The 25,386-nt window shown below is 53.1% G+C and carries 23 protein-coding genes; 6 read left to right on the top strand and 17 right to left on the bottom strand.

Going from position 1 to position 25,386, the window contains the following annotated elements; all coding sequences use genetic code 11:
* Window positions 1–47: 47 nt before the first annotated feature.
* The 5 genes from ROA7450_RS08390 to ROA7450_RS08370 all read right to left on the bottom strand — a co-directional run bounded on the left by ROA7450_RS08390 (window position 48) and on the right by ROA7450_RS08370 (window position 4,388).
* A complete protein-coding gene (locus ROA7450_RS08390) occupies window positions 48–1,103 on the bottom strand; it encodes a substrate-binding domain-containing protein (protein WP_085805254.1) in 1,056 nt (351 codons plus the stop codon).
* Between the two features lie 166 nt (window positions 1,104–1,269).
* The gene (locus ROA7450_RS08385) at window positions 1,270–2,319 is read right to left on the bottom strand and encodes an ATP-binding protein (protein WP_085805253.1); all 1,050 of its coding nucleotides are present in this window, start codon (window positions 2,317–2,319) and stop codon (window positions 1,270–1,272) included.
* Window positions 2,320–2,342: 23 nt separating this feature from the next.
* Window positions 2,343–2,864, bottom strand: coding sequence for a gamma carbonic anhydrase family protein (locus ROA7450_RS08380; protein WP_085805252.1), 522 nt, complete (start codon window positions 2,862–2,864; stop codon window positions 2,343–2,345).
* Window positions 2,861–3,502 carry a guanylate kinase gene (gmk, locus tag ROA7450_RS08375; RefSeq protein WP_085805251.1) on the bottom strand — a complete coding sequence of 214 codons (642 nt, stop codon included), beginning with the start codon at window positions 3,500–3,502 and terminating at the stop codon, window positions 2,861–2,863. The genes ROA7450_RS08380 and gmk overlap by 4 nt, the downstream gene beginning before the upstream one ends.
* Window positions 3,503–3,509: 7 nt before the next feature.
* On the bottom strand, window positions 3,510–4,388 hold the full coding sequence (locus ROA7450_RS08370; protein WP_234999469.1) for a YicC/YloC family endoribonuclease: 879 nt from the start codon (window positions 4,386–4,388) through the stop codon (window positions 3,510–3,512).
* Between the two features lie 201 nt (window positions 4,389–4,589).
* Between ROA7450_RS08370 and ROA7450_RS08365 the strand changes: the two genes are divergently transcribed.
* Entirely contained in the window at window positions 4,590–5,243 is a 654-nt protein-coding gene (locus ROA7450_RS08365) for a PAS domain-containing protein (RefSeq protein WP_085805249.1), read from the top strand.
* A 77-nt stretch (window positions 5,244–5,320) separates the two neighbouring features.
* On the opposite strand, the gene ROA7450_RS08360 is transcribed toward ROA7450_RS08365, so the two are convergent.
* Complete coding sequence (locus ROA7450_RS08360) at window positions 5,321–6,691, bottom strand: class II 3-deoxy-7-phosphoheptulonate synthase (protein ID WP_085805248.1); 1,371 nt, start codon at window positions 6,689–6,691, stop codon at window positions 5,321–5,323.
* Window positions 6,692–6,863: 172 nt separating this feature from the next.
* On the opposite strand from ROA7450_RS08360, the gene ROA7450_RS08355 reads away from it, so the two are divergent.
* Window positions 6,864–7,865, top strand: a complete 1,002-nt coding sequence (locus ROA7450_RS08355; RefSeq protein ID WP_085805247.1) for a GlxA family transcriptional regulator — start codon at window positions 6,864–6,866, stop codon at window positions 7,863–7,865.
* Here the strand turns inward: ROA7450_RS08355 and dxs are convergent.
* The 4 genes from dxs to ROA7450_RS08335 form a co-directional block, all read right to left on the bottom strand.
* Window positions 7,862–9,790, bottom strand: coding sequence for a 1-deoxy-D-xylulose-5-phosphate synthase (gene dxs, locus ROA7450_RS08350; RefSeq protein ID WP_085805246.1), 1,929 nt, complete (start codon window positions 9,788–9,790; stop codon window positions 7,862–7,864). The genes ROA7450_RS08355 and dxs overlap by 4 nt on opposite strands.
* 42 nt (window positions 9,791–9,832) lie before the next feature.
* Window positions 9,833–10,699 (bottom strand): polyprenyl synthetase family protein, encoded by an 867-nt coding sequence (locus tag ROA7450_RS08345; RefSeq protein ID WP_085805358.1) that lies wholly within the window; start codon window positions 10,697–10,699, stop codon window positions 9,833–9,835.
* A 5-nt stretch (window positions 10,700–10,704) separates the two neighbouring features.
* Complete coding sequence (locus ROA7450_RS08340; RefSeq protein ID WP_085805245.1) at window positions 10,705–10,947, bottom strand: exodeoxyribonuclease VII small subunit; 243 nt, start codon at window positions 10,945–10,947, stop codon at window positions 10,705–10,707.
* Between the two features lie 111 nt (window positions 10,948–11,058).
* Window positions 11,059–12,600: a helicase HerA-like domain-containing protein gene (locus ROA7450_RS08335; RefSeq protein ID WP_085805244.1), complete on the bottom strand. Its 1,542-nt coding sequence runs from the start codon at window positions 12,598–12,600 to the stop codon at window positions 11,059–11,061.
* A gap of 409 nt (window positions 12,601–13,009) precedes the next feature.
* Here ROA7450_RS08335 and ROA7450_RS08330 point away from each other — a divergent pair, with 409 nt between their 5' ends.
* A complete protein-coding gene (locus ROA7450_RS08330) occupies window positions 13,010–13,675 on the top strand; it encodes an invasion associated locus B family protein (protein WP_085805243.1) in 666 nt (221 codons plus the stop codon).
* A gap of 57 nt (window positions 13,676–13,732) precedes the next feature.
* Here ROA7450_RS08330 and ROA7450_RS08325 read toward each other — a convergent pair whose 3' ends face one another.
* From ROA7450_RS08325 to ROA7450_RS08310, 4 genes are read right to left on the bottom strand one after another with little or no spacing between them, the layout of a single operon-like run.
* Window positions 13,733–14,944, bottom strand: coding sequence for a beta-ketoacyl-[acyl-carrier-protein] synthase family protein (locus ROA7450_RS08325; RefSeq protein ID WP_085805242.1), 1,212 nt, complete (start codon window positions 14,942–14,944; stop codon window positions 13,733–13,735).
* Complete coding sequence (locus ROA7450_RS08320; RefSeq protein WP_085805241.1) at window positions 14,941–15,198, bottom strand: acyl carrier protein; 258 nt, start codon at window positions 15,196–15,198, stop codon at window positions 14,941–14,943. Before ROA7450_RS08320 ends, ROA7450_RS08325 begins: the two co-directional genes overlap by 4 nt.
* A gap of 30 nt (window positions 15,199–15,228) precedes the next feature.
* Window positions 15,229–16,320 (bottom strand): UDP-3-O-(3-hydroxymyristoyl)glucosamine N-acyltransferase, encoded by a 1,092-nt coding sequence (gene lpxD / locus ROA7450_RS08315; protein ID WP_085805240.1) that lies wholly within the window; start codon window positions 16,318–16,320, stop codon window positions 15,229–15,231.
* 29 nt (window positions 16,321–16,349) lie between these two features.
* Window positions 16,350–17,966 (bottom strand): L,D-transpeptidase family protein, encoded by a 1,617-nt coding sequence (locus ROA7450_RS08310; protein ID WP_143534403.1) that lies wholly within the window; start codon window positions 17,964–17,966, stop codon window positions 16,350–16,352.
* 326 nt (window positions 17,967–18,292) lie between these two features.
* On the opposite strand from ROA7450_RS08310, the gene mepK reads away from it, so the two are divergent.
* Window positions 18,293–18,862: a peptidoglycan L,D-endopeptidase MepK gene (mepK, locus tag ROA7450_RS08305; protein ID WP_085805239.1), complete on the top strand. Its 570-nt coding sequence runs from the start codon at window positions 18,293–18,295 to the stop codon at window positions 18,860–18,862.
* Window positions 18,863–19,246: 384 nt separating this feature from the next.
* Here mepK and lipA read toward each other — a convergent pair whose 3' ends face one another.
* The gene (lipA, locus tag ROA7450_RS08300) at window positions 19,247–20,200 is read right to left on the bottom strand and encodes a lipoyl synthase (protein WP_085805238.1); all 954 of its coding nucleotides are present in this window, start codon (window positions 20,198–20,200) and stop codon (window positions 19,247–19,249) included.
* Window positions 20,201–20,412: 212 nt separating this feature from the next.
* Window positions 20,413–21,525, bottom strand: a complete 1,113-nt coding sequence (locus tag ROA7450_RS08295; RefSeq protein ID WP_085805237.1) for a DUF6456 domain-containing protein — start codon at window positions 21,523–21,525, stop codon at window positions 20,413–20,415.
* A 227-nt stretch (window positions 21,526–21,752) separates the two neighbouring features.
* Between ROA7450_RS08295 and ROA7450_RS08290 the strand changes: the two genes are divergently transcribed.
* Window positions 21,753–22,052, top strand: a complete 300-nt coding sequence (locus tag ROA7450_RS08290; protein ID WP_085805236.1) for a DUF6477 family protein — start codon at window positions 21,753–21,755, stop codon at window positions 22,050–22,052.
* On the opposite strand, the gene ROA7450_RS08285 is transcribed toward ROA7450_RS08290, so the two are convergent.
* Entirely contained in the window at window positions 22,045–23,589 is a 1,545-nt protein-coding gene (locus ROA7450_RS08285) for a trimethylamine methyltransferase family protein (RefSeq protein WP_085805235.1), read from the bottom strand. The two genes, ROA7450_RS08290 and ROA7450_RS08285, sit on opposite strands and share 8 nt — an antisense overlap.
* 197 nt (window positions 23,590–23,786) lie before the next feature.
* Between ROA7450_RS08285 and guaA the strand changes: the two genes are divergently transcribed.
* Complete coding sequence (gene guaA / locus ROA7450_RS08280; RefSeq protein ID WP_085805234.1) at window positions 23,787–25,346, top strand: glutamine-hydrolyzing GMP synthase; 1,560 nt, start codon at window positions 23,787–23,789, stop codon at window positions 25,344–25,346.
* Window positions 25,347–25,386 lie beyond the last annotated feature (40 nt).

Here is a 25,386-nt window from a genome sequence, read left to right as displayed (position 1 = left end):
GAAAGTGGGTTGAGATGGCCCAAAGGCCACCCCAGATATTTGATGAATTATGATCCGCCGAGTGTGGTTTCATCGGCAACCGAGGATTGTGTCTCGCTCAGTTCTGGATCGGATACGAGACCATATTCGGCCAGTGGACCATCTGGGCCTGCAATCTCATCGGCGACGAAGAATTCTGCGTATTCTTTCAGGCCTGGGATCACGCCGATGTGGGCCTTTTTGATGTAGAAGAACAGCGGGCGCGATACTGGGTATTCACCCGATGCAATGGTTTCTGTCGAAGGAGCAACCTCCGACATGGTTGCCACTTTCAGCTTGTCTGTGTTGTTCTCGTAGAACGCGAGACCGAAGACGCCAACACCTTCGGCGTTGCTGTCGATACGGGCCAGAGTTTCGGTGTAATCACCGTCGATGTCGACTGATTTACCATCAGTGCGCACGTGGTAGCACGCTTTTTTGGCAGCTTTCTTCTTGGCCTTTTCGCTGTCGCCTTCTGCGGCAGCCAGATACAGGTCATAGGCACCGGAGGCTTTACACCCTTCGACCAGAACCTTTTCTTCGAACACTTCACGGGTACCGTGCTTGGTACCTGGGATGAAGGCCGCGATTTCAACGTCTGGCAAATCAGCATTTGCATCCGACCATTTGTTGTTCGGGTTGTCGACCAATGCGCCGTCAACAACAACTTTTGGGCTCAGGGCATTGAACCAGTCAATCGGTTCGAACGCGGTAAAGTCTGGGCCGTCGATTTGAGACGCAAAAACGATGCCGTCATAACCAATGCGAACTTCGATGATGTCAGTCACACCGTTTTCTGCGCAGGCTTTCACTTCTTTTTCACGAATGGCGCGCGATGCATTTGCAACGTCTATGGTGTTTTCACCAACGCCTTCGCAGAAGCGCTTGAGGCCAGCGGAAGAGCCGCCCGATTCAACAACCGGAGTTGGGAAGTCAAAGTTTTCGCCAAAAGCTTCGGCAACGATCGAGGCATAAGGCAGAACGGTTGAAGAACCGGCAACCTGTACGTTGTCGCGCGCATAGGCAGCGGAGGCCGAGACGGCCGCGATGGCCACAGCAGATGTGGTCAGTTTAACGAGAGACATGCGTAACGCTCCTGAATTTAATTCTTGGCTCCGCCGTGTGCGGAAACCTTGCGCGCTTTCTAGGCGGGCTCAGCAACGCTTTTGTTAAAGATTTGTAACGCTTTTATGACAGGAGAGGTGGAGCGTCTAACTTATTGTATTAATGTTCTTTTATTAAAATAATTTGTTAAATATTTTTCCCCAAAGGTAGAATGACGCGAAATTCACTGCCATTTCCTAAGGTCGAATCGATTCTCAAACGTCCACGGTGGCGGTTTAGGATATGTTTAACGATGGCCAACCCAAGACCGGTGCCGCCTATCTCGCGTGAGCGGTGGCTGTCAACGCGATAGAAACGTTCGGTCAGACGGGGAATGTGGATCTGGTCAATCCCTGGACCTTGATCGCGGATCGCAACAACCACGGCGGGGCCACGCATTGTGGGTTCGTCATTCGTGGTACTAGCGCGTACATGAACCCGCTGGTCGCGGCCACCGTATTTGATTGCATTTTCGATCAGGTTAGTCAGTACCTGTTGGAGCTGATCTTGATCACCCGCAAGGATAATTTTGTCGTTGGCGAATTCTTGAACGATTTCAATATTGTTTCCCAGAATCAACGGCTGCAATGAATGCAGAACAGAGCCAATCACTCGCAAAATATCGATCTCAGTGGTCGGCCGCTGGCGTTCCTCGCTTTCAACACGACTGAGTGACAGGAGATCCTTGACCAATCGCTCCATACGCGATGCTTCATCTTGCATGATCGCAAGAAAACGCTCACGTGCCACTTCATCATCACGTGCAGGACCGCGCAAAGTTTCGATGAAGCCCGACAGTGCTGTCAGTGGGCTACGCAGCTCATGGCTAACGTTCGCCACAAAGTCGCGGCGCATCTGACCGATTTGTTCCACATGGGTAATGTCTTCAAAACAAACTAACGCCCCGGCCCCTTGGCCGACATCCACCGGCGCGCAGTTGATGATAAAGGTGGTGTCTTGAGCGCCATCGTTGCTTAGGTAACGGGTCGCATTGATAGAGCCATCTCGCAAAGTCGCCTCGACCACGTCCAAAACACTGGGCTGACGCAGAGCCGTAATAAAATGACGCCCCACCATGCCACGCCCCAAAAGACTGAGGGCTGCATCATTGGCGCCCAGAATGGTTTCCTTGGGGCCAATGGCCAGTGCGGGTAGTGGCAGAGCATCGAGCAGCGCGTTAATCTGTTGCGTGTCCATTTCAGCCCCTTTGGTCTCATCTCTTATAGCGCGCGAAGTCCCGCGCGGAAGCGACGCATGTTTTGCTGATAATGACGCGCACTAACTTTGAGGCGGTCGATCGCGGCCTCATCCAACTGGCGTACCACCTTGCCCGGTGCCCCCATGACCAGCGATCCATCCGGGATTTCCTTGCCCTCGGTGATCAGTGCCCCCGCCCCGATTAAGCAATTCTTGCCGATCTTGGCGCCGTTCAAAACAGTGGCCCCCATACCGATCAGAGTATTTTCGCCCAAGGAGCAGCCATGCAACATCGCCTTGTGGCCAATGGTGCATCCCGCGCCGATGGTCAGCGGAAAGCCCATGTCCGTGTGCATGATGGTGTTTTCCTGCACGTTAGTGCCCGCGCCGATAAGGATGAGCTCGTTGTCGCCCCGCAGGGTGCAGCCAAACCAGACCGAGGCCGCCTCTTCGACGACCACCTGCCCGATGACATTGGCGTCTGGCGCGATCCAAGTATCCTCGGCAATCTGCGGGCTGTGATCATCGAGCGCATACAAAGTCATTGATTTTCCTCGAATTCCGTTTGTAGTTTGCGCACGTGTTCCACCAAGTGTGGTTGTTGGATACGCCGTAAACGTGTCGCATTTATGATGGTTTTCAAATCGGCCTCAGTGGCATCCAGATCGTCGTTAATCAACACGTGATCATAGGAATCCCAACGTGAGATTTCATCCCAGCTTTTACGCATGCGTTTTTGGATGACATCGTCACTGTCCTGCCCCCGGCTGATCAAACGACGACGAAGTTCAATGATCGAAGGCGGCAGGATGAATATCGACAACGTATGTGGAGCCAATTCCGAATTCCGGATCTGGGCCGCGCCTTGCCAGTCGATGTCAAACAGCACGTCGCGCCCTGCCTCAATCGCAGTCTGCACTGGGCCTTTGGGAGATCCATAGAAATTGCCAAAGACGTGGGCGTGCTCGAGCATCTCGCCGTGACTGACGTCGTGCTTGAAATCCTCTTCGGTCATGAAATGATAATCCTGTCCGTCTACTTCACCCGGTCTTGGTTCACGAGTTGTGGCAGAGACAGAAAAGGCAAGGCTCGGATCCCACGTTCTCAGACGCTTGCTCAATGTGGATTTGCCTGCGCCCGAGGGCGACGACAGGATGATCAACAGGCCACGACGATTGCTCATATTGCTCCTACTCCACATTCTGCACTTGTTCGCGCATCTGATCGATAACGGTTTTGAGCTCCAGCCCGATTGCAGTCAGTTCCGCATTCTGGGCTTTGGAACACAGCGTATTGGCCTCGCGATTGAATTCTTGAGCCAAAAAATCCAGCTTTCGGCCAACGGGAGATCCTTTTGCGACAAGTCCCCTTGCCGCCTTGATATGCGCCCGCAGGCGATCAATCTCTTCAGTGATGTCGGTCTTAACGGCCAGTGTCGCCAATTCTTGCGCCACACGCGCCTCATCTGCGCCATCAACGTTGTCCATTACACGCGCTAAAGATGCTCGGAATGCCGATTGCATATCTTCGCGGCGCGCCTCAAGAACCTCAGTCGCGGACTGCGTGAGCGCCTCGATTTGGTTCAACTGCTCGTCTAACACATGCGCGAGCGCCTGGCCCTCGCTCTCTCGCATGGCGATGAAGCTTTGCAAGAGTGGCTCAAATTCTTTTTGGAGCACGGAGGATAGAGCTTTGCTATCTTTGTCAGCGGATCGGTTTTCCAAAACGCCACGGATAGAGAGGACATCAGCAGAGGTTGCTGGGGCCAAGGATACACCGGCGCTCATCGCCTGTGTTTCCACTTCGGCCATATGCGCCAAAATACTGGCCAGGTTTGCTTGATTAAGACTTTGAGTGCTTTCTGGTTCTTCTGATTGGATACGCAGAGACAGAGAGACATTTCCTCGGCTCAGCGCTTTGCTGATCCGGGCGCGCAACGCCGCTTCAAGCCCTTCGATCCAGTCGGGTATACGTTGGCGCAGATCCAGCCCTTTGCCATTAACGCTACGTAATTCCCAGGCCCAGGAATAGAGATCGTCATTGCCTTTGGCGGATGCAAAAGCTGTCATAGATTTCAACAAAATACGCCTCCTGCGATGCCCGTTTCTCCTACCCATTTGACTCAGAACTGGCAAGGAGAACCGAAAATTCCCTCCTCACTGTTAACCAATCGTTAGGAAATCTAAACAAAACGGAACGAAACTATGTCAAATTCGTAACGAATTGGATGGGCATAATGCGCAATCGTATGAGTGAACACAGGTAGATCAATGACAGATACGCTTAAAACTTCCAGAACGGCCAAGACATCAAGAGATATTCCTCAAGTCTTAAGGCTCCAAATCGACGCTGTTAAACGCTATTGGATCAACAAATGTGTAAACGGGTCTCTTCCTTTGCGCAGCGACATCGAGCCGGCCAATTTGCAGGAGGTCGTCTCTAAAGCCTTCATTATTGAGAAACTTGCCCCGGGCATTGCCCGATTTCGCATGGCAGGCACGCACCTCAACGATCTGATGGGAATGGAAGTGCGGGGGATGCCAATCACCAGCTTTTTAGTGCCCGAAGACCGCATGCGTATGGCAGATGCTTTGGTCGATCTCTTCGAGACCCCCGCCAGTCTGACTTTGTACCTGCATTCAGCAGGAAATCCAGACGCGCCCGCACTACAGGGCGTGCTCATTCTACTACCGCTAAAAAGTGATTTGGGAGATACGTCCCGTGCGTTGGGCTGTTTTTTGACCGAAGGTCAGATTGGCATTGGACCGCGTCGGTTTGAAATCCAGACCAGCGCGATTGAAGCGATACGACCAATCGAGACCCCTGCCCTGAAGTTGATCCAAAACGATGACGTCGAAATACATGAGTATCCTTCGCAGCCACGTCGCGGCGTTCGCCCGTACTTGCAGCTTGTCAAAGATTGAAGGTCAAACTGAACAAATGAAACCCCGGCGCGTTGTTGAAAACGCACCGGGGTTTGAAAATCTATTAAGAGATTGGCCTATACAGCCTGTGCCGCCAGCCGGTTTTCACGTAGATCTGACAGTTCTTCTGCCACGAGGAAGGCTAGTTCTAGCGACTGGCTAGCGTTCAGGCGCGGATCACAGGCTGTGTGGTAGCGATCAGAGAGGTCCTCTTCGCTTACCGCGCGCATACCGCCGATGCATTCGGTCACATCTTGGCCAGTCATCTCGAAATGAACGCCGCCAGGAATGGTGCCCTCGGCCTTATGAACGCCAAAGAACTCGCGCACCTCGCGCAGAACCGATTCAAACGGGCGCGTTTTGTAGCCTGTGGCCGATTTGATGGTGTTGCCATGCATTGGATCGCAGACCCAAACCACATTGGCCCCTTCTTCTTGAACCGCTTTGATCAGACGTGGAAGATGTTCGCCTACATTGCCTGCGCCAAAACGTGCAATCAGGGTCAGGCGACCAGCTTCGTTCTCAGGGTTCAGTTTTTCCATCAGAACCTTGAGATCTTCTGCCGTTGTTGTTGGGCCGCATTTTAGGCCAATCGGGTTCTGGACGCCGCGGGCGAATTCCACATGCGCACCATCGGGTTGACGGGTACGGTCGCCGATCCAGATCATGTGACCCGAGCCTGCCAGCCATTTGCCGGAAGTGGAATCCAGACGTGTTAGCGCCTCTTCATATTCCAGCAGCAGGCTTTCGTGGCTGGTGTAGAAGTCTACGGTCTGCAGGCTGTGCGAGTTGTCGCTGTCAATGCCAGCGGCCTTCATGAAATCAAGTGTGTCACTGATCCGGTTGGCCATGTCGCGGTAACGCGCGGCCTTCTCGCCCTCAGTGAATCCCAATGTCCAGGCGTGGACCTGATGCACATCAGCATAACCACCGGTCGAAAACGCGCGTAGCAAGTTCAATGTAGCGGCAGCCTGCGTATAGGCCCGCAGCATCTTGTCCGGGTTCGGAATACGCGATTCAGGCGTAAACTCTAGGTCGTTAATAATATCACCGCGGTAGCTGGGTAGTTCCACGCCATCGACCACCTCGGTCGGTGCGCTGCGCGGTTTGGCAAACTGCCCGGCCATGCGACCAACCTTGATCACCGGCACTTTGGCACCGTGGGTTAGGACCATCGCCATTTGCAGCATAACCTTGAAGGTGTCGCGGATTGCATCAGCGCTGAACTGGTCGAAGGCCTCGGCACAATCCCCACCTTGCAGCAAAAACGCCTCGCCCCGTGATGCGGCACCAAGCGCGGCTTTCAGGCGGCGCGCCTCACCGGCAAACACGAGCGGAGGATACTGTGAAAGACGCGCTTCAACCGCGTGCAACGCATCAGCATCGGTATAGTCTGGCATCTGAATCCGCGGTTTTGCACGCCAGCCAGATTTTTGCCAATCAGTCATCTTATTTCTCCGCTTTCAGAATTCTGAGCCATCCCTATACTAGAGCTCTAACTGAGAGACCATATAGGTCGTGTCGGATTTCTCGCAATCTTGGAAAAGGAATGCTTGTAAATTACGACAGTTTCGTGAAAGTCGCCGCGAACAGACCCGTTAATGTCGGAGATTCGCCACCATGGCTGCAGGTGACGGCAAAATAAAAACAACATCCAAGGGCGCACCTCAGCGCTTTGTGTTCGTTTTGTTGGATAATTTCAGCCTGCTGAGTTACGCAGCAGCAATTGAATGCCTGCGCATTGCCAACCGCATGGGTGAAGATGTCCTGTACGAATGGGTCACGACAGGCGATTCAGACAACACGGTCAATTGCTCCGCCGGGTCAATCTTCAAACTCGATTCCCCTCTGGGAGAATTGAACCGCGATGATTGCGTTATGCTCTGTGGCGGCACAGAGATTCAAACAGCAACCACCAAGAAGCTGTTGAACTGGGTGCGACGCGAAACCCGTAAAGGACTGCGTGTGGGTGGGTTGTGCACCGCAGCCTATACGCTGGCCAAAGCCGGGCTGCTAAACAACAAACGTGCGACCATCCATTGGGAAAACCATGACAGCTTCATGGAAGAGTTTGACGAGGTTGAACTGACCAAGTCGGTCTTCATCGTGGATGGCAACCGCATGACCACTGCTGGCGGTACCTCTTCCATCGATCTGATGCTCAAGATCATTGCCGATGATCATGGTGAACAATTGGCCAATGCTGTGGCGGACCAGTTGATCTATTCCTCGATCCGCACCGATCAGGACACGCAGCGCCTGTCAGTTCCGACCCGCATCGGGGTGCGTCACCCGAAACTTAGCCAGGTCATCCAGATGATGGAAGCCAACATCGAAGAGCCGATCAGCCCGTCGATCCTGGCCAAAGATGTCGGCATGTCGACGCGCCAGTTGGAGCGCCTGTTCCGCCGCTACCTGAACCGCAGCCCGAAGCGCTACTATATGGAGCTGCGCCTGCAAAAAGCACGCAATCTGTTGATGCAGACGGATATGACGGTAATCAACGTGGCGCTGGCCTGCGGCTTTGCCTCACCTTCGCATTTTTCCAAATGCTACCGCGCGCATTACAACACCACGCCCTATCGCGAGCGTGGCACACAATCGGCGCGGTTATCGGTTTAAGCGCGTTTATCGCTGAGCTGTGAGACGCCCAAAATATCCAGCACCTTCGCCTCAATGTCTGATGCGTTCAGAGCAGCAACGCTGTACATGTCTTCGGGGTTGGCTTGGTCTATGAAAATGTCAGGCAACACCATGGAACGGAATTTGAAACCATGATCGAACACTCCATGATCGGCCAGTAACTGGCTGACATGGCTACCAAATCCACCGACAGCACCCTCTTCAATGGTGATCAGCGCGTCATGCGTTTCGACCAGGTCAAGTATCAGATTTTCATCGAGTGGCTTAGCAAACCGAGCATCGGCCACAGTTGGGGAAATCCCACGTGCTGATAAGGACTCGGACGCTTTCAAGACCTCGCCCAAGCGCGTTCCAAACGACAAGATCGCGACCTTGGCACCCTCGCGCACAATCCGGCCCTTACCGATTTCCAGCACCTCGCCGACCTCTGGCATATCAACACCCTGTCCCTCGCCACGTGGATAGCGGAAGGCAATCGGTCCGTTGTCATGCGCGGCGGCGGTGGCGACCATATGCACCAATTCAGCCTCATCCGCGGCAGCCATGACCACCATACCCGGCAAATTGGCGAGGAAAGCTGTATCAAAGCTACCAGCGTGCGTGGCGCCATCAGCGCCAACAAGCCCGGCGCGATCAATGGCAAAACGCACGGGCAGGCGCTGAATGGCCACGTCATGAACCACCTGATCATAGCCGCGCTGCAGGAAGGTCGAATAAAGCGCGCAGAACGGGCGCAACCCACCCGCCGCCAGTCCGGCGGCGAAAGTCACGGCATGCTGTTCGGCAATTCCGACATCAAAACAACGGCTTGGGTAGCGCTTCTCAAACAGATCCAGTCCGGTGCCATCGGGCATCGCCGCAGTCACAGCGCAGATTTTATCGTCCTTAGCAGCGTGGTCCAGCAATGCTTCAGAAAACACCTTGGTATAGCTTGGCGCATTGGATGGGGATTTCTTTTGTGCCCCCGTCAGAACGTCGAATTTTCCAGTCGCATGACCTCCGTCACGGGCGTTTTCAGCAGGCGCGTAGCCCTTGCCCTTTTTGGTGGTGATATGGATCAGGATCGGCCCAGTGGCGCGTTCTTGCACCGTGCGTAGGACAGGCAACAACTGCTCCATGTCATGGCCATCAATCGGGCCGACATAAGAGAATCCAAGTTCTTCGAACATGGTACCGCCCACCGCCATGCCCTTAAGCATATCCTTGGCGCGTTTAGCCCCCTCTTTGAAAGGCTCAGGCAGCAGGGATACCGCCCCTTTGGCGGCCGCTTTCAATTCCTGAAACGGCTCACCCGCGTAAAGCCGCGAAAGATAGGAAGAAAACGCGCCGACCGGTGGAGCAATCGACATTTCATTGTCGTTCAGAACTACGATCAGGCGTTTCTTCAGATGGCCCGCGTTGTTGAGCGCTTCAAAGGCCATGCCCGCACTCATTGCGCCATCGCCAATCACTGCAATTGCGTCACCATGCCCGGTATCACAGGCTCCGCCCAGATCACGCGCCACAGCAAAGCCAAGGGCCGCGCTGATCGAGGTGGAGCTATGTGCCGCGCCAAAGGGATCGTAGGGCGACTCCGAGCGTTTTGTGAAACCGCTAACCCCATCCTTTTGCCGAAGCGTGCGCATGCGGTCACGACGGCCGGTCAGGATCTTGTGTGGATAGCATTGATGGCTAACATCCCAGATGATCTTGTCCTTGGGCGCATCAAACACCGCATGCAAGGCCACAGTCAGTTCAACCACGCCCAGCCCGGCCCCAAGATGCCCGCCTGTCTCCGAGACGACCGAAATGGTCTCGGCCCGAACTTCATGCGCCAGTTGCGTTAGCTGCACATCACTGAACTGCTTGAGATCCGCAGGTGTGTTCACTTGGTCCAGCAAGGGCGTATGCGGGCGGTCAGACATAGGTCGGCGTCCTTTCCGGGTCAGATTTCGTGTCAGACCGGTTCATTTTTGACGCGAGATAACGAAGCGCGCGAGCAGCTGCAACATGTCTGCGTCATTTCCATATACAGATAGGGCGTCACAGGCTTGATCGACAAGGCTTGAAGCGCGGTATTTTGCCCCATCCAGCCCCAAAAGCGAAACAAATGTGGCCTTTCCTGCGGCCTCGTCCTTGCCAACGGCCTTGCCCACTTCGGCAGCATCGCCTGTCACATCAATGATATCGTCCTGAATTTGGAAGGCCAACCCAAGTGCCTGAGCATAGATAGACAATGCATCTGTCGAAGCTCCGGCCATCACTGCGCCGGCGGTGGCAGACCATTCAATCAGCGCGCCAGTCTTACCCGCCTGCAGATGAGTAATTTCTTCAAGTGAGAGCGGTGTTTCCGCGGATTCAGCTGCGATATCAAGCGATTGACCCAAGACCATCCCCTGCCCGCCTGCCGCACGCGCCAGTCTAAGGCCAAGGTCTGCACGCGCTTGCGCCGTTTCTGCACCCTCGGGGTGCAAAGTCAATTCAAACGCCAGCGATTGCAGCGCATCACCGGCCAGTGTTGCCGTGGCTTCGTCCCATTTCACATGCACTGTGGGTTGCCCCCGGCGCAGAGCGTCATCATCCATGCAAGGCATATCATCATGTACAAGGCTATAGGCGTGCATCGCTTCGATCCCGCAGGCGGGCCAGATGGCGTGTGCCTCAGTCACATCATGCAACTTGGCCGACTCGACAACTAGAAAGGCCCGTACCCGTTTACCGCCGGACGCTGCGTAACGCATGGCCTGCGCCACCAGGTCATCACCAAAGGGCGCCAGCCTCTGATCCAAATGCGTTTGAACCCGGGCTGCCAGCCCGGTCAAAGCCTCATTCATGCTGATCACATCCCTTCGGCAGGTGTGGTGCCGGTGGGTTGTCCATCTCGATCAAGTGTCAAGGTGGCAACTTTTTCCTCAGCACGCTTCAACTCGGCTTCACAGTGCTTTTTCAACGCATCACCACGCTCATACAGCGCAATAGAGGCCTCAAGCGCCACATCTCCGCGCTCCAGTTTGCCAACCACCTGTTCCAGCTCTTTCATAGCCTGTTCAAATGACATTTCGGATACGGGGGTGTCGGTCATGGGATGTCCTGAGTCAGAGTCTTTCCTTCACCATAACGAGGGTACGGGAGAGGTTCAATTCGTTGTCGTAAGAATGCACAGTATATGCAAATTCCCTACAGAACGAATGCATCAACGACCTTTAAAAAAGCTCCCAAGGATCCCGCGGACAATCCGACGCCCGGTTGTGCCTTTGAGCTCTTTTAGTACGGCACCGGTCAGGGCATCACCCAGTTCCTGTCCCATGCTGCGGCCGCGGCTGGTTGACCGTTTGACACGGGATCCGGAATAGCGACGCGCCGTATTGAATTCGCGCTGCATGGGCGGCATTTCTTCGGCTTCAACTTCGGAAACCTCAGCCTCTCCAGCTGCGGCGTCGGCGCGCGCGGCCAGAATCTCATAAGCAGATTTGCGGTCTTTGATCTCGTCATATTTACCCGCAACAGGTGAGGCCTGCATATGTTGTTTGCGTTCTGCTGTATCGATCGGGCCAAGTTTGGAAGACGGCGGGCGGATCAATGTGCGCTCTACCACGCCGGGTGCGCCCTTGGCCTCAAGCATCGAAGTCACGGCTTCACCAGTGCCGACATCTCGAATGGCATCGGCGGTGTCAAAGCGTGGATTTGGTCGATAAGTCTCTGCAGCGCGGGTCAGCGCTTTGCGATCCCGGGCTGTAAAGGCGCGCAGGGCGTGTTGCACGCGGTTTCCCAACTGGCCCAAGATATCCTCGGGCACATCATCTGGGTTTTGGGTTATGAAATAGATACCGACGCCCTTAGAACGGATCAGGCGGGCGACCTGTTCCACTTTGTCGACCAAGGCCTTTGGAGCGTCATCAAACAGCAGGTGCGCCTCGTCAAAGAAGAAGACCAGTTTGGGTTTCTCGGGATCTCCTACCTCTGGTAAGTTTTCAAACAATTCACTGAGCAGCCACAACAAGAAGGTGGCATAGAGCTTGGGCGATCCCATCAATTGATCTGCGGCCAAGATGTTGATATTGCCACGGCCATCTGGGGCGGTGCGCATAAGGTCTGCAAGCTCCAGTGCCGGCTCACCGAACAGTTTTGTACCGCCTTGATTTTCCAGCACCAGCAATTGCCGCTGAATTGCACCAACTGATTGTGGAGAAATATTGCCATAGCGTAACGAGAGCTTGTCCTTGTTTTCGCCAACCCAAACCAAGAGAGCCTGCAGGTCTTTTAGGTCGAGCAATGGCAACCCGTCTTCATCCGCCACGCGGAAGGCTATATTCATCACCCCCTCTTGGGCATCAGACAGATCCATCAAGCGTGAGAGAAGCAAAGGCCCCATTTCTGAAACTGTGGTGCGCACCGGGTGCCCCTGTTGGCCCAGCAAGTCCCAGAACACCACGGGAAAGGCGGAATAACTATAATCGTCAAATCCGATAGTTTGCGCGCGATCGGTGAAGGCTTGATGCAGCTTAAAGGGTTCGCTGCCAGATGCCGCAAGCCCCGACAAATCCCCTTTGACGTCAGATAAGAATACGGGAACACCAGCAGCAGAGAACCCTTCAGCAAGGATTTGCAGTGTCACGGTCTTACCCGTGCCTGTGGCCCCAGCGATTAACCCATGACGGTTTGCGTATCTCAAAGACAAGCCTTGTTTAACGACGTAACCTTCACCACCTCCGCCGATAAGTACGTTATTTTCCACGACCAAACCCCTGTCTCACTTTTTCCACGATGTGAACATACTCAGTTAACACATTCTTGCTAGTATGAAATCCTCTTCAGAACCCAACATATCGTGGTTTTGAATGAATTCCTCCCTGTCAGACTGGCCGCACCTATGGGTGCGGCTCTTTTTTGTTCAATTTGTGTCTATAAACAGTTGACGCAAAAGAGGATCTGTCCTAGCGTCGCGATCAATGAATAAGTCGGCCTGTCCGACAGGGAGAGAAGAGGAAAAGAGATTGAGAAATCTCTTTTCCTTTTTCTTTTGAAAGCAAGCCTTTGAGCGGCGATTATTTGCCCCGTGAGCCAGCATAAATCAGGAAAAGCACTGACTCCCCCAAAGGACTGTGTTAGGCCCCACGCAAATCAATTGGAACGACAGGACCAAAATGACAAAACTTTATTCGAGCCTCTCCATCATCGCAGTATTGGCAATGGGATCCATGTCTTATGCCCAAGAGGAAACCACAGAGACGGCAGATACGGTTGTTGAAACAGAGAATACTACAACTGAGACGGATGCGCCTGCCGCGGAGGAAACCCCCGAAAACACTGCAGAGGAAAGCCAGGAGGCCGCAGCCCCCGCTCTTGGTGAACCAGCGCAGCCAACCGTTTACATTGGCGAGACATATGGCGATTGGCAGGTTAAGTGCTATACGAGCGAGGCAGAAAAAGATCCGTGCAACATGTATCAACTCTTGCCCGATCAAGCTGGCAATCCTGTCGCAACGATTGATTTATTCAGACTTGCTGAAGGCACGCAGGCCGTTGCAGGCGCGACCATTGCTGTCCCTCTCGGTACTTTGCTCACCCAAGACCTCAAGATCGGCATCGATGGCGCAAATGCAAAAGTTTACAAGTTTCTTTACTGCGATGCGAATGCCTGTTTCTCGCAACTTGGATTTACCCAAGGCGATGTCGATGCATTCAAGGCTGGAAACGAAGCGGTGCTACAGATCATACCTTATCAGGCCCCTGACCGCCCGGTGAATATCCGGATTTCATTGGACGGTTTCACAGCGGCCTATAATAGCGATGCCGTAAAAAACAATTGATCTGCTAAAACCAGATTATTCTGCGGGCCGTCCAATTGGGCGGCCTTTTCCTTGAAATCATGCAAACCGTTTGAGTGCGAGCACTGCGTTTAAACCCCCAAAGGCAAAAGCATTGGAGAGAGCCACTTCAACCTGGGCTTCTCGTGCCTCGTTGGGAACCACGTCCAACGCACATTCCGGATCTGGCTCTTCATACCCAATCGTGGGAGCAATAATCCCATCTCTCACCGCCATGATACAAGCAAGCAGTTCAACCGCGCCAGTGCCACCAATCAGATGTCCGTGCATGGATTTGGTTGAACTTATCATCAGCTTGTCAGCATGCGCGCCAAAGACGTCCGCGACGGCAGCACTTTCGGTTTTATCATTCGCTGCTGTGCCAGTGCCGTGCGCGTTGATGTAACCAACTTCTTCGCGCGAGATGCCTGCATCCTGGATTGCCCCCTTTATCGCTCTTGCGGCGCCTTGTTTTGACGGCATTACAATGTCCGAGGCGTCAGATGACATCGCAAAACCTGCAATTTCGGCCAATATATCAGCCCCACGACTTTTTGCATGTTCAAGCTCTTCGAACACAAAAACCCCTGCCCCTTCGCCCTGAACCATCCCGTTTCGATTGGCCGAAAACGGACGGCAGGCGTCTTTGGACATAACACGCAACCCTTCCCAGGCTTTCACACCGCCAAAACACAGCATCGATTCCGATCCACCCGAGATCATCGCTGGTGACATACCACTGCGAACCATCTGGAAGGCTTGCGCCATGGCGTGGTTTGAGGAAGCACAGGCTGTAGAAACTGTGAAACTTGGGCCTTTGAGGTTGAATTCCATCGACACGTGGCTGGCGGCTGCATTGTTCATCAACTTTGGAACGACGAACGGATGCACGCGGTTTTTTCCGTCTTCGTAAACTGATCGGTAGTTGTCATCGAGTGTTGTCATTCCACCACCCGAGTTACCTAGAACAACACCTGAGCGTGCCGCTAGGTCGCCAGAAAATTCCAAACCTGATTGCGCAATCGCCTCACGCGCTGCAATCAGAGTAAACTGCGTGAACCGGTCATAAAGAGCCAATTGCTGACGATTGAATGCTTCTTCAGGTTCATACCCTTTGACTTGCCCCCCTATTTGGATCGCCAATCGCTCGACATCGCGGATTTCCAATTGCGAAATCCCGCAACGCCCCTCGCGCATGGCCTCCAATGTTTTAGGTACCGACGCCCCTAAGGCGTTGATCGTGCCCGCCCCGGTAATAACAACACGATTCACGATTGTTCTTTCACCAGTTTTTCAATGCCCGCAATGATCGTTGCGACCGATGAAATATCGAAATCACTTTCGTTAGGTTCATTGGCATTGAATGGCACAGAGATGTCAAAGGCTTCCTCAATCGCGAAAATGCTTTCCACCAGACCAAGGCTGTCGATCCCGAGATCTTCGAGCGTGCTTTCTAGTCCGACATCTGAAGGTTCCAAAACCGCCTGCTCGGCGATGATGTGTATCACACGATCTTTGATGTCCATGTTCACCTCGTTCGGTTTTCGTAGACCGATTTAGTCGCTCTGTTTCTGGTTTAAAACAGTTTTTTTCAATTCTGCGACATCATCGTACAGTCGCTTCAGGCGTCGCAGGCCTTTGAAAACTTCCATTGTGGTTTCCATTTTCATCGCCGGGTGACCCAGCATTACGCGACCAGCCGGAATATTGGAAAAGACTTTGGTTGCGCCGCCAGTTACAACGTTGTCGCCGATAAAGATATTATCATTTACGCCGGTCTGACCCGCGAGCACCACATTCTTGCCGATCTTGGTCGATCCGGAAATGCCAACCATCGAACAAAACAAACAATCGGTGCCCACTTCGACATTGTGGCCAATCATAACCAGGTTATCGATCTTGGTGCCGCTGCCGATGCGGGTGTTGCGAATGGTGCCTTTGTCGACGGTAGAATTTGCCCCCATTTCCACGTCATCGCCAATTTCTACCGCGCCAAGGCTATGGATACGCGTCCAGCTTTGTGCCGCAGCTTCCCCGCGATCACCAAGCGTTTTGCGCACTTGTTCAACAGCCGATTTTTCAGGTGTGACATAAGAAAAGCCATCGCCTCCCACGGCCACACCCGGCTGCGCAATGAAACGATTCCCAATCACACAGCGGGAGCCAATTTTGACGCCTTCGCGCAAAAAACAGTCCTCGCCAAGTGTCGCTTCAGTGCCAACATAAGATTGCGGGCCAATTACACTGTGCGCGCCAACCACCGCCCCGGCGCCAATGACAGCCAACGGCCCCACAGTAACGCCCTCACCCAGTTGGGCAGTGTCATGGATCACAGCAGTCGAGTGGATGCCCTCGTCCCATCCCTGCCCCGGGTCCAAAAATGCGGTCAGGCCAGACATCAAATAGCGCGGGCGATGCGCGACAATCGCTGCTTCAAGACCCATTCCCTGCCAGTCAGCGCCATCCCATAGAAAGGCCGCCCGTGCAGCACCTTTTGGCAAATCCTCTGCAAATTTGGGTTTCATTGCCATCGCCAAATGCTCTCGTGAGGCATCGGCAGGTTCAGACACACCTTCGACGACAAGGTCAGCGTTGCCAAGAACGTCAGCCCCAAGCGCATTTGCGATCTGCTTGATGGTATATCCCATAAGACCCCCCGTAACTCTCAGGGGAAGGTTTAGCCTTGAACTGCGCCCAGCGAAACCCCTGCTTTGCTCAAAGCGTCCCAAATCTTTGCGTCACGTCCGTAAACATCGCTACGGAATTGAACGCCTTCTTTTGGTAGGGTAAAGGCGGTGCGATAAATGATATGTACCGGAACCTTTTGATCCAGCAACACCTTGGTTTCCTTACCTGTATCAAGCTTGCGGTGGAAGAACGCCTTGGGGTCGTTCTCCTGCTTGGACAGCATTTCATAGGCAAATCCGAACGGCTTCTGTAGACGAATACATCCGTGGCTGAAATCACGTTTCTCGCGTGCGAACAGATCTTTGGCTGGCGTGTCATGCAGATAGATGTTGTACTTGTTCGGGAACATGAATTTCACCAACCCAAGCGCATTCTTCTCGGACGGAGGTTGTTTGATCGCAAAGGGAAAGTTTCGCTTGTTGAAAGCTGCGAAATTGATTGCCCCGCGGTTCACTACTCGCCCTTGCCGGTTGTAAATCTTGAGATGCGAAACGGCGTTTCGGTTCCGCTTGAGTTTTGGCAAGTATTCTTTGACAGCGATAGAGCGCGGCACGTGCCATGTTGGATTAATAACCATGAATTCCATCTCGTCGGAAAACTCAGGGCTGCGACGGTCATCACCATTCTTACCGACAACGGCTCGGGTTTCGAATTGCACTTCGTCATTCTCGTACACGCGTGCATGAAAATCTGTCAGGTTGACTCTAATGTGACGCTCATTTCGCGGCTGACTGATCCAGCGTTCACGCTCCATCGCAACGATGATAGATTTCAAACGATCTTCGACCGATTTGTTCAATTCGGCCAACGTGCTGGGACCAGCCACGCCATCCGGCTCCAAACCATTTGCGAGTTGAAACGCCTGAACCGCTTGCTTGATCTTTTGATCGTATACGACCCCCACATGTCGCTCAAGATATTCCATCGACATCAAGCGGTTGCGCAGCGCAATGACTGTGTTGCCAGCATCACCCTCTTCGAGTTTTTCTGCCTGAACAGCTGGGCCCCACCCCCCCATTTGGATCAGATTCTCCAACCTCAGTTTTTCTTTCATCAGACGGCGATATTCGTTGGAATCCGGTGCCAACTCGGTAATTAGCGCATTGGGGTTGCCGGAGGCAAAGGCCGCCAAAACAGCCTTTTGATCAAAGGAAGGGCGCTCGCGCTTGATACTGCCATCAACGGCCCCGGGAACAAGTACGCCTGTCTTCAGGTCTCGGGCATAATCTAGCAATAGTCCGCTCATCGCCACTTCGATTTGCCCAAGGTCGCGCGGCGACTTGGCTGCTTCCAATTGCTGCATCACATTTTGTGTGTCGTATCTGGCTGCTGGCAGACCATGCAACTCGGCCCCTTCGATAGCCCGAAACAAGGCGGCACGCCGTTTTGTCCCAATCTCACCTTGTACGGTCCAAAAGCGTTGATAGTCGTGTTCTTGGAAGAACGTAGCCAAAGCCCGGTCCGAGGCGGCATGTTCTGCAATCGCCTGACGGAAAGCCGTGGATTGTGCCAACGCACTATTAGGTTCAAAGAATGTTGTCGCGACAGAGGCCCACAAAACACAGGCCAGTTTGGTTACTCGATTGATTGGCGGTTTACGCGTCATTTCTGGGTTGGGCCTTTATAAAAGTCACTTAATACCACCTGTTGTTTTTTCGAGTTCGGTCAATTCTGTCCAATCAAATCCTAACTTTTAAGAAAGATCTCTGTGCTATTGAGACTAATTAGCATCGGATTTTCATGTGCTTTTTGGAGTTTGTGCAGTTTTTGCGCAAATTCTCGCCGAAATTGACAGTTTCGTGAGTCACATGACAAATCCACACTTGGTGGCTGAATCACTTTGTGCCATAACGTCCTCACATCTGGGGATGAGATGGCAGAGCCGCCTTGCAAGCGGCGCAAACAGGTAAGCGACGGGACAGGCGCGGACTAATGAAAAATTGTGGCACGATTCAATTATCGCGGCGAGCGGTATTGGGTGCATTTGCAGCAACAGCAGTTGCCGCAGCACCGACCTATAGCAACGCAGCAGGCTTTCTCCGGGGTGGGGGTGACATTCGTCGACTTCGCATGACTTCGGCCCGGACGGGCGAAAGTATCGATACCATCTACTGGATCGAAGGCAGCTATATCAAAGACGCAATGAAGGAAATTTCGACTTTCATGCGTGACTGGCGGACAAACAACGTCATGACAATCGATTCACGTACCATCGATGTCATGGCGGCAAGTCACAACCTGCTGGATGTGAACGAGCCCTTCATGCTCTTGTCCGGTTATCGCAGCCCAGAAACCAATGCCATGCTGCGTCGCCGTTCACGCGGTGTGGCCAAAAACTCGCGTCACATGAAAGGCCAGGCTGCTGACCTGCGCCTGTCTTCGCGGTCCGTCGGACAGATGTACCGTGCTGCCAAAGCCTGTGCAGGCGGCGGCGTTGGACGTTATTCAGGCAGTAATTTTGTCCACGTAGATTGCGGACCTGTCCGCACTTGGGGAAGTTAATTTTAGCTCGCGAACCACTCACGAAACAGGCGGCCTTTGGGCCGCCTTTTCTTTTTGATCGGCACATCATTATGACGTTTACCCAATCGTTGCCCAAACAAACTGCATTGGCGAACTCAAAAACGCAAAAACAGGCGGGGATTTGAGCTTCATGTTAAAAGTCGTTTTCTTAAACGGAATTTGGAACACAGGGAAAAGCTCAATTACAATATCTATTCAGAAAGTAGCTTCGCAGCCACTACCGCCTATCGATAACGTGGCAAGCCATCTTTGCAATGAGAAACGCAGGCAACAATTTGATCATTGATGAGGCTCTCTATGGAAATACCAAAAACGGATCAGCCACTGATTTTTAGAAGGTAAAAATTTGACGCTAAATCCAGTTCACTGCCGTAACAGCTTTGCTTCGCGCGCATCCCGCAAACGAGCGAAATCATCCCCCGCGTGATAAGATGAGCGGGTCAAAGGCGTGGCAGAAACCATCAAGAATCCTTTGCCATAGGCAGCACGCTCATAGGCTTTGAATTCATCTGGCGTTACAAAACCTGCGACGACATGGTGTTTTGGTGTCGGTTGCAGGTATTGACCGATGGTCAGAAAATCGATGTCGGCAGCACGCATATCATCCATCACCTGATGCACTGACTGGCGATCTTCGCCCAATCCCACCATCAGGCCGGATTTGGTGAAAATACTCGGATCAAGTTCTTTGACCCTTTGCAGCAATCGTAGAGAATGGAAATACCGAGCCCCAGCCCGAACCTCTGGGTAAAGCCCAGGCACAGTTTCCAAGTTGTGATTAAAAACATCAGGTCGGGCTTCGACGACCACCTCCAACACAGAAGGGTCACAGTGCAGAAAGTCTGGTGTCAGGATCTCAACCGTTGTTTTCGGGCTACGATGACGAATGGCGCGAATAGTCTGTGCAAAATGCTCTGCGCCCCCGTCTTTGATGTCATCACGATCCACGGATGTCACAACAACGTGGTTCAGTCCGAGTTTTTGCACGGCGTCGGCTACCCTGCCCGGCTCGAACACGTCCAGATCTTCAGGAGGTTTACCTGTTGCGATGTTGCAAAAGGAACAAGCCCGCGTACAGACCTCGCCCATGATCATCATGGTGGCATGACCTTGAGACCAACATTCGCCGGCGTTTGGACAGGCCGCCTCCTCGCAAACGGTTACAAGGTTGTGCTCGCGCATAATGCGGTGCGTTTCCTTGTACCCTGGGCTATTCGGAGCTTTAACACGAATCCAAGAGGGTTTGCGTGGCTGGGCGTTGTCCGGCCGGTGCGCTTTTTCCGGATGCCTCAGCTCTGGAATCTTGATGTCCTTCACCGTTTTTTCCCCGCGAATAGTCAGAAGACAATACCTATCTAAACATTAGCGGTAGGAAGTACCAGTGCTGCGACAGCCTCGCAGGTCGAGCAGAAGTTTTAACCAGTGCCTGCCGTTATGTGTTCCCCCTATCGGGTTGCGCCCGATAGGGGCTTTTATACGTATAGAATTCTATAAAAAGCTCTCGTATTAGAGGCTGTTTTGGACACTGCTCACCCGATGATGCTACCGGAATCTCCCAAAGAATGATAATGTTTGTGCAAGCGCTGCAACGCTATTCGCAGCACAACTTTTGCCGACCTCGCGGGCCAATCCAACCCTTTTTCAGCTTTTTCCAAGCCTTCAAGATAACAGCAGCAGCGTAATACCACGTCTCCAAGTCCCGGTCCCAAATCATGTAGCGCACAAATCACCCGATCGCGTGCGATCGGCGATCCTGCCTTTGAAGAAATTTCAGCCATCGGATTTTCCCAAAACTGATCCCAGTTGGTTGTCTCCGGCAACTTGATCTGAGCAAGCTCAAAATCTTCTCTCAGCCGTTCCCCTGCATGCACAAGATTATCGGACAAAAACTTTGCTCCGTCACGATCTCGGCGCCGCGCCAACATGGTCAAAGGTGTATCTGGGGCGCTGTATCGAATACGTTTTCTGACTGGTTCTGAATTCTTGCATGTCTCTCGTTGAGACGTTGAACCTACAGACGCGAATGGCGTTTGTGTCTCTGCAAAACCCATGGCTGAATTTTCTCTTTCGGCCAGCATAGAATTAAAGGCCGCTCGTCCCGTTCCGGTCATCCGATAGCGCGCAATACGGCCGGTATCCTTACTTTCAATCCATCCTTTCAAGGCAATGGCTTCGGCTAACTCACTATCGATGTTGCTGATCGCCACCGTTGCGTCGTCATCATGCACAATCACAGCTTTATCCATCCCAGCAGCGACAGCCAATACCGTTCCGGATTTACACAGTTGCTGCAACACGGGAAACACCTTAGCATGAAACTGTTCGTCACTCATCACAGCTTGGTCTTGAACTTCTAATTGATCTGTCCCCATCAATGTCTCCTTAGTTAAATGTTCATGGGACGCACGGGGTCGAATGCAATGGCCAAGACGATAGAATGCCAGATCGATCAAAACGTCATCGCGTTGCGCTTCACATTGGCGCACCTGACGTAAAACGGTAGACGCATGACAGCCTACTTGACGGGCGACAGCCCTGATCGAAATTCCGATTTCTATATGTAAAAGGTAATTCTGGGCCGGCTTAGGAACCCATGATGGAAATGTTTCGGTCTTAACGGTTTTCACCGCTATATTTTCCATCGCGAACCTCCCGGAATGCGTGGCACAGCAACAAATAAACAAGGAAAAACAATAATTATATGCCACCTATACGTGTTGACCATCGCAATTTGACTTAAGTGCGACCTGTTAATGATTGTTTTTAAGTATTAATTAAATTCACCCCATTGCGAACGCTGCCAACAAGATTATGCTACACCCCTTTAGGTTGTGTTTTCCTGATCTTCTGAACGCAGGAGATATTACTGATGGATTACACTGATCAGCTCGACAGCCTAAGACGGCCACGCACACTTATTCAAGCTGCACGCATTGGCATGGCAGACTATCGGCGTGAAACACATTTACAACAATGCATCGAGGCAGTGCCCTTGCCATCTGCCAACGCGGCCACAGCTCAACTATTGGAATTGGAAAGGTTGGAAAATCATCGGCGATTGGATGATGACATGACCTATTCGGTCAAAAAGCATGTCGAAATTCTCATCGCTCTGATGAGCGAAGCGCGCTTGTTGCGCGCTTCCCAATCGTCTTGTAATCTTATGTGAAGGCGTCCGGCATCGACGCTTTCTTCTCAGCCACATAGGCCTCAAGCGCTTCTTCAACCGCCGGGTCAATCGCAGGCTTTTGATAGTTGGCCAGCATCTGTTTCATCTTGATGTTGGCCAGCGTACGTGTGTCACGCTCACCTTCTTCGTACCATGTTTCAAACGGTTTGTAGTCCAATAGCTCCGAACGCCAGAACGCTGTTTTGAAGTTCGCTTGCGTGTGCGCACAGCCGAGATAGTGACCACCGGGGCCAACTTCACGGATCGCATCCATGGCAGGTGCGTCACCATCGATTGGCACACCTTTGGCCAAACCGTGCAAAACGCCCAGTTGGTCAGCGTCCATAACGAACTTTTCAAAGTCCGCAACAAGACCGCCCTCAAGCCAACCACACGAATGCAGCATAAAGTTCACACCGGCCAGCAGGCCCATGTTCAGACTGTTTGCCGTTTCATATGCCGCCTGTGCATCAGGCAATTTTGAGCCACAGAATGATCCTGCCGAGCGGAACGGAAGCCCCAAACGGCGCGCCAGTTGGCCAGCACCATAAGTCACCAATGACGCTTCAGGTGTGCCAAAGGTTGGCGCGCCAGAGTTCATGTCGATCGAGCTTACAAAAGCGCCAAAGATCGCAGGCGCACCGGGGCGAACCAACTGGTGATACGCCACACCGGCCATCACTTCTGCCAGCACCTGTGTCAGCGTGCCGGCAACGGAAACCGGAGCCATGGCACCACCAACGATAAACGGCGAAATGATGCAGGCCTGATTGTTCTTGGCATAAACCTCAAGCGAGCCCATCATCACGTCGTCAAATGTCATTGGAGAGTTGATGTTGGTCAGCGATGTCATGACTGTGTTGTCTTTGACAAAGTCTTTGCCGAACAGAATGCCACACATATCAACAGAATCTTGTGCGCGGCTTGGTTCAGTCACAGAGCCCATGAATGGCTTGTCCGACAACAACATGTGTGCCTTGAGCATATCCAAGTGGCGTTTGTTCACGGGGATGTCTGTGGGTTCACAAACGGTCCCGCCGGAGTGGTGCAGCCACTTGGACATATAGGCCAGTTTCACAAACTTCTCGAAGTCATCCATCGTGGCGTAACGACGGCCGCCATCCATGTCGCGCACAAATGGAGGGCCATAAACAGGAGCCAGAACCAGATTGCGACCGCCAACAGTGACAGATTTCTCTGGGTTGCGAGCGTGCTGAATATATTCGCTTGGCGCGGTTGAGCACAGTTTGCGGGCCAGACCTCGGGGGATACGAACGCGCTCGCCATCGATATCGGCCCCGGCTTCGCGCCAGCGATCCAATGCGGCAGGATTGTCTACAAAATTGACTCCAACCTCTTCAAGAATGATCTCAGCGTTTGTTTCGATCAGCTCCAGCGCTTCTTCGTTCAGCACCTCGACATTCGGAATATTCCGTTCGATGTACTTTGCGGTTTCAAAACTGATGCTGCTGCGTTCTGCCCGACGGGCGGCTCCTCCGCCTCCACGGCTACGACGACGCGATCCTGCTTCGGCCATTCTCTATTCCTTTGAACTGAAAGCACCCCACCGGGTGCAGCTTGCCATCGTTTGTATCCAATGAAAACCTCCCTGCCTTGAAGGTTTGCGGCCTTTGAGGCGCTATAGCGACATCCGCACCAGACAATGGCGACATTTTTAGGTCTGAGCGCAACGCCTCTCTTGCGCAAATCGACACTCCGGCATACTAGGCTGTCATGACCCAGACATCCCATGACCGCCTTCTTATCATCGACTTCGGCAGCCAAGTCACACAGCTGATCGCCCGGCGCCTGCGCGAGCTGAATGTTTATTGCGAAATTCATCCCTATCAAAACGTTACTGCCGCGTTTCTGGAGGATTTTGCACCCAAAGCAGTAATCTTCTCCGGCGGCCCTGACAGTGTGACCCGTGACGGATCACCCCGTGTGCCGCAAGAGGTCTTTGACCTGGGGTTACCAATCCTGGGCATCTGCTATGGCCAGCAGGTGATGATGCATCAACTGGGCGGCAAAGTCGAATCGGGCCATGGCACAGCCGAGTTTGGCCGCGCTTTTGTGACACCCGGCGAGAACCTGAGTATTCTGGATGGGTGGTTTACCGAGGGCGATGAACAAGTTTGGATGTCGCATGGTGATCACGTCAGCGAAATCGCCCCAGGGTTTGAGGTTTATGGCACCTCCCCCAATGCGCCTTACGCAATCACGGCCGATGTATCGCGTAATTTCTATGCGGTTCAGTTCCACCCCGAGGTACACCACACCCCCAAAGGTGCAAAACTTTATGAGAATTTTGTCAAGCTCGCCGGGTTTTCGGGCGATTGGACCATGGGTGCTTACCGCGAACAGATGATCGCAACCATCCGCGAACAAGTTGGTGACAAGAGGGTCATCTGTGGCCTGTCCGGCGGCGTTGATAGCTCTGTCGCCGCGATCCTAATTCACGAAGCGATTGGCGACCAGTTGACCTGCGTCTTTGTTGATCACGGCCTGCTGCGTAACAACGAAGCTACTGAAGTCGTCGGCATGTTCCGCGACAACTATAACATTCAACTGATCCACGCAGACGAAAGCGATTTGTTTCTGGGCGAGTTGGACGGCCAAAGCGATCCCGAGACAAAACGCAAGATCATCGGCAAACTGTTCATCGATGTGTTCCAGAAATACGCCGACACCATTGAAGATGCGGAATTCCTGGCTCAGGGCACGCTCTATCCGGATGTCATTGAATCCGTGTCTTTCTCGGGCGGCCCATCGGTGACCATTAAATCGCACCACAACGTCGGCGGCTTACCCGAAAAGATGGGCTTGAAGCTGGTCGAACCTCTGCGCGAACTGTTTAAAGACGAAGTGCGTGCCTTGGGGCGCGAGCTTGGCCTGCCTGACAGCTTCATTGGCCGCCACCCCTTCCCTGGCCCTGGCTTAGCGATCCGCTGCCCCGGTGAAATCACTCGCGAAAAGCTGGAAATCCTGCGCGAAGCGGATGCCGTCTACATCGACCAGATCCGAAAACATGGTCTCTATGATGAGATTTGGCAGGCCTTTGTCGCTATTTTACCAGTTCGCACCGTAGGCGTTATGGGCGATGGCCGAACCTATGACTATGCCTGCGCCCTGCGCGCGGTGACATCCGTGGACGGCATGACTGCGGATTACTACCCTTACAGCCACGAATTCCTTGGTGAAACCGCCACCCGGATCATCAATGAGGTCAAGGGCATCAACCGCGTCACTTATGACATCACCTCGAAACCTCCGGGTACCATCGAGTGGGAATAACACCTGCCCCAGCGTCTTCTGAACCTGCGCACGTTTTACG

This window comes from Roseovarius albus, from assembly GCF_900172335.1.
GTDB lineage: Bacteria > Pseudomonadota > Alphaproteobacteria > Rhodobacterales > Rhodobacteraceae > Roseovarius > Roseovarius albus.
Note: the sequence above shows the minus strand (reverse complement) of the source record. Positions and strands in the feature narration are given on the sequence as shown.

Bases quoted from the DNA above. Each gene is read 5' to 3' on its own strand.
- ROA7450_RS08390 (WP_085805254.1), bottom strand. From the start codon at position 1,103: ATGTCTCTCGTTAAACTGACCACATCTGCTGTGGCCATCGCGGCCGTC.
- ROA7450_RS08385 (WP_085805253.1), bottom strand. From the start codon at position 2,319: ATGGACACGCAACAGATTAACGCGCTGCTCGATGCTCTGCCACTACCC.
- ROA7450_RS08380 (WP_085805252.1), bottom strand. From the start codon at position 2,864: ATGACTTTGTATGCGCTCGATGATCACAGCCCGCAGATTGCCGAGGAT.
- gmk (WP_085805251.1), bottom strand. From the start codon at position 3,502: ATGAGCAATCGTCGTGGCCTGTTGATCATCCTGTCGTCGCCCTCGGGC.
- ROA7450_RS08370 (WP_234999469.1), bottom strand. From the start codon at position 4,388: ATGACAGCTTTTGCATCCGCCAAAGGCAATGACGATCTCTATTCCTGG.
- ROA7450_RS08365 (WP_085805249.1), top strand. From the start codon at position 4,590: ATGACAGATACGCTTAAAACTTCCAGAACGGCCAAGACATCAAGAGAT.
- ROA7450_RS08360 (WP_085805248.1), bottom strand. From the start codon at position 6,691: ATGACTGATTGGCAAAAATCTGGCTGGCGTGCAAAACCGCGGATTCAG.
- ROA7450_RS08355 (WP_085805247.1), top strand. From the start codon at position 6,864: ATGGCTGCAGGTGACGGCAAAATAAAAACAACATCCAAGGGCGCACCT.
- dxs (WP_085805246.1), bottom strand. From the start codon at position 9,790: ATGTCTGACCGCCCGCATACGCCCTTGCTGGACCAAGTGAACACACCT.
- ROA7450_RS08345 (WP_085805358.1), bottom strand. From the start codon at position 10,699: ATGAATGAGGCTTTGACCGGGCTGGCAGCCCGGGTTCAAACGCATTTG.
- ROA7450_RS08340 (WP_085805245.1), bottom strand. From the start codon at position 10,947: ATGACCGACACCCCCGTATCCGAAATGTCATTTGAACAGGCTATGAAA.
- ROA7450_RS08330 (WP_085805243.1), top strand. From the start codon at position 13,010: ATGACAAAACTTTATTCGAGCCTCTCCATCATCGCAGTATTGGCAATG.
- ROA7450_RS08320 (WP_085805241.1), bottom strand. From the start codon at position 15,198: ATGGACATCAAAGATCGTGTGATACACATCATCGCCGAGCAGGCGGTT.
- lpxD (WP_085805240.1), bottom strand. From the start codon at position 16,320: ATGGGATATACCATCAAGCAGATCGCAAATGCGCTTGGGGCTGACGTT.
- ROA7450_RS08310 (WP_143534403.1), bottom strand. From the start codon at position 17,966: ATGACGCGTAAACCGCCAATCAATCGAGTAACCAAACTGGCCTGTGTT.
- mepK (WP_085805239.1), top strand. From the start codon at position 18,293: ATGAAAAATTGTGGCACGATTCAATTATCGCGGCGAGCGGTATTGGGT.
- ROA7450_RS08295 (WP_085805237.1), bottom strand. From the start codon at position 21,525: ATGGAAAATATAGCGGTGAAAACCGTTAAGACCGAAACATTTCCATCA.
- ROA7450_RS08290 (WP_085805236.1), top strand. From the start codon at position 21,753: ATGGATTACACTGATCAGCTCGACAGCCTAAGACGGCCACGCACACTT.
- ROA7450_RS08285 (WP_085805235.1), bottom strand. From the start codon at position 23,589: ATGGCCGAAGCAGGATCGCGTCGTCGTAGCCGTGGAGGCGGAGGAGCC.
- guaA (WP_085805234.1), top strand. From the start codon at position 23,787: ATGACCCAGACATCCCATGACCGCCTTCTTATCATCGACTTCGGCAGC.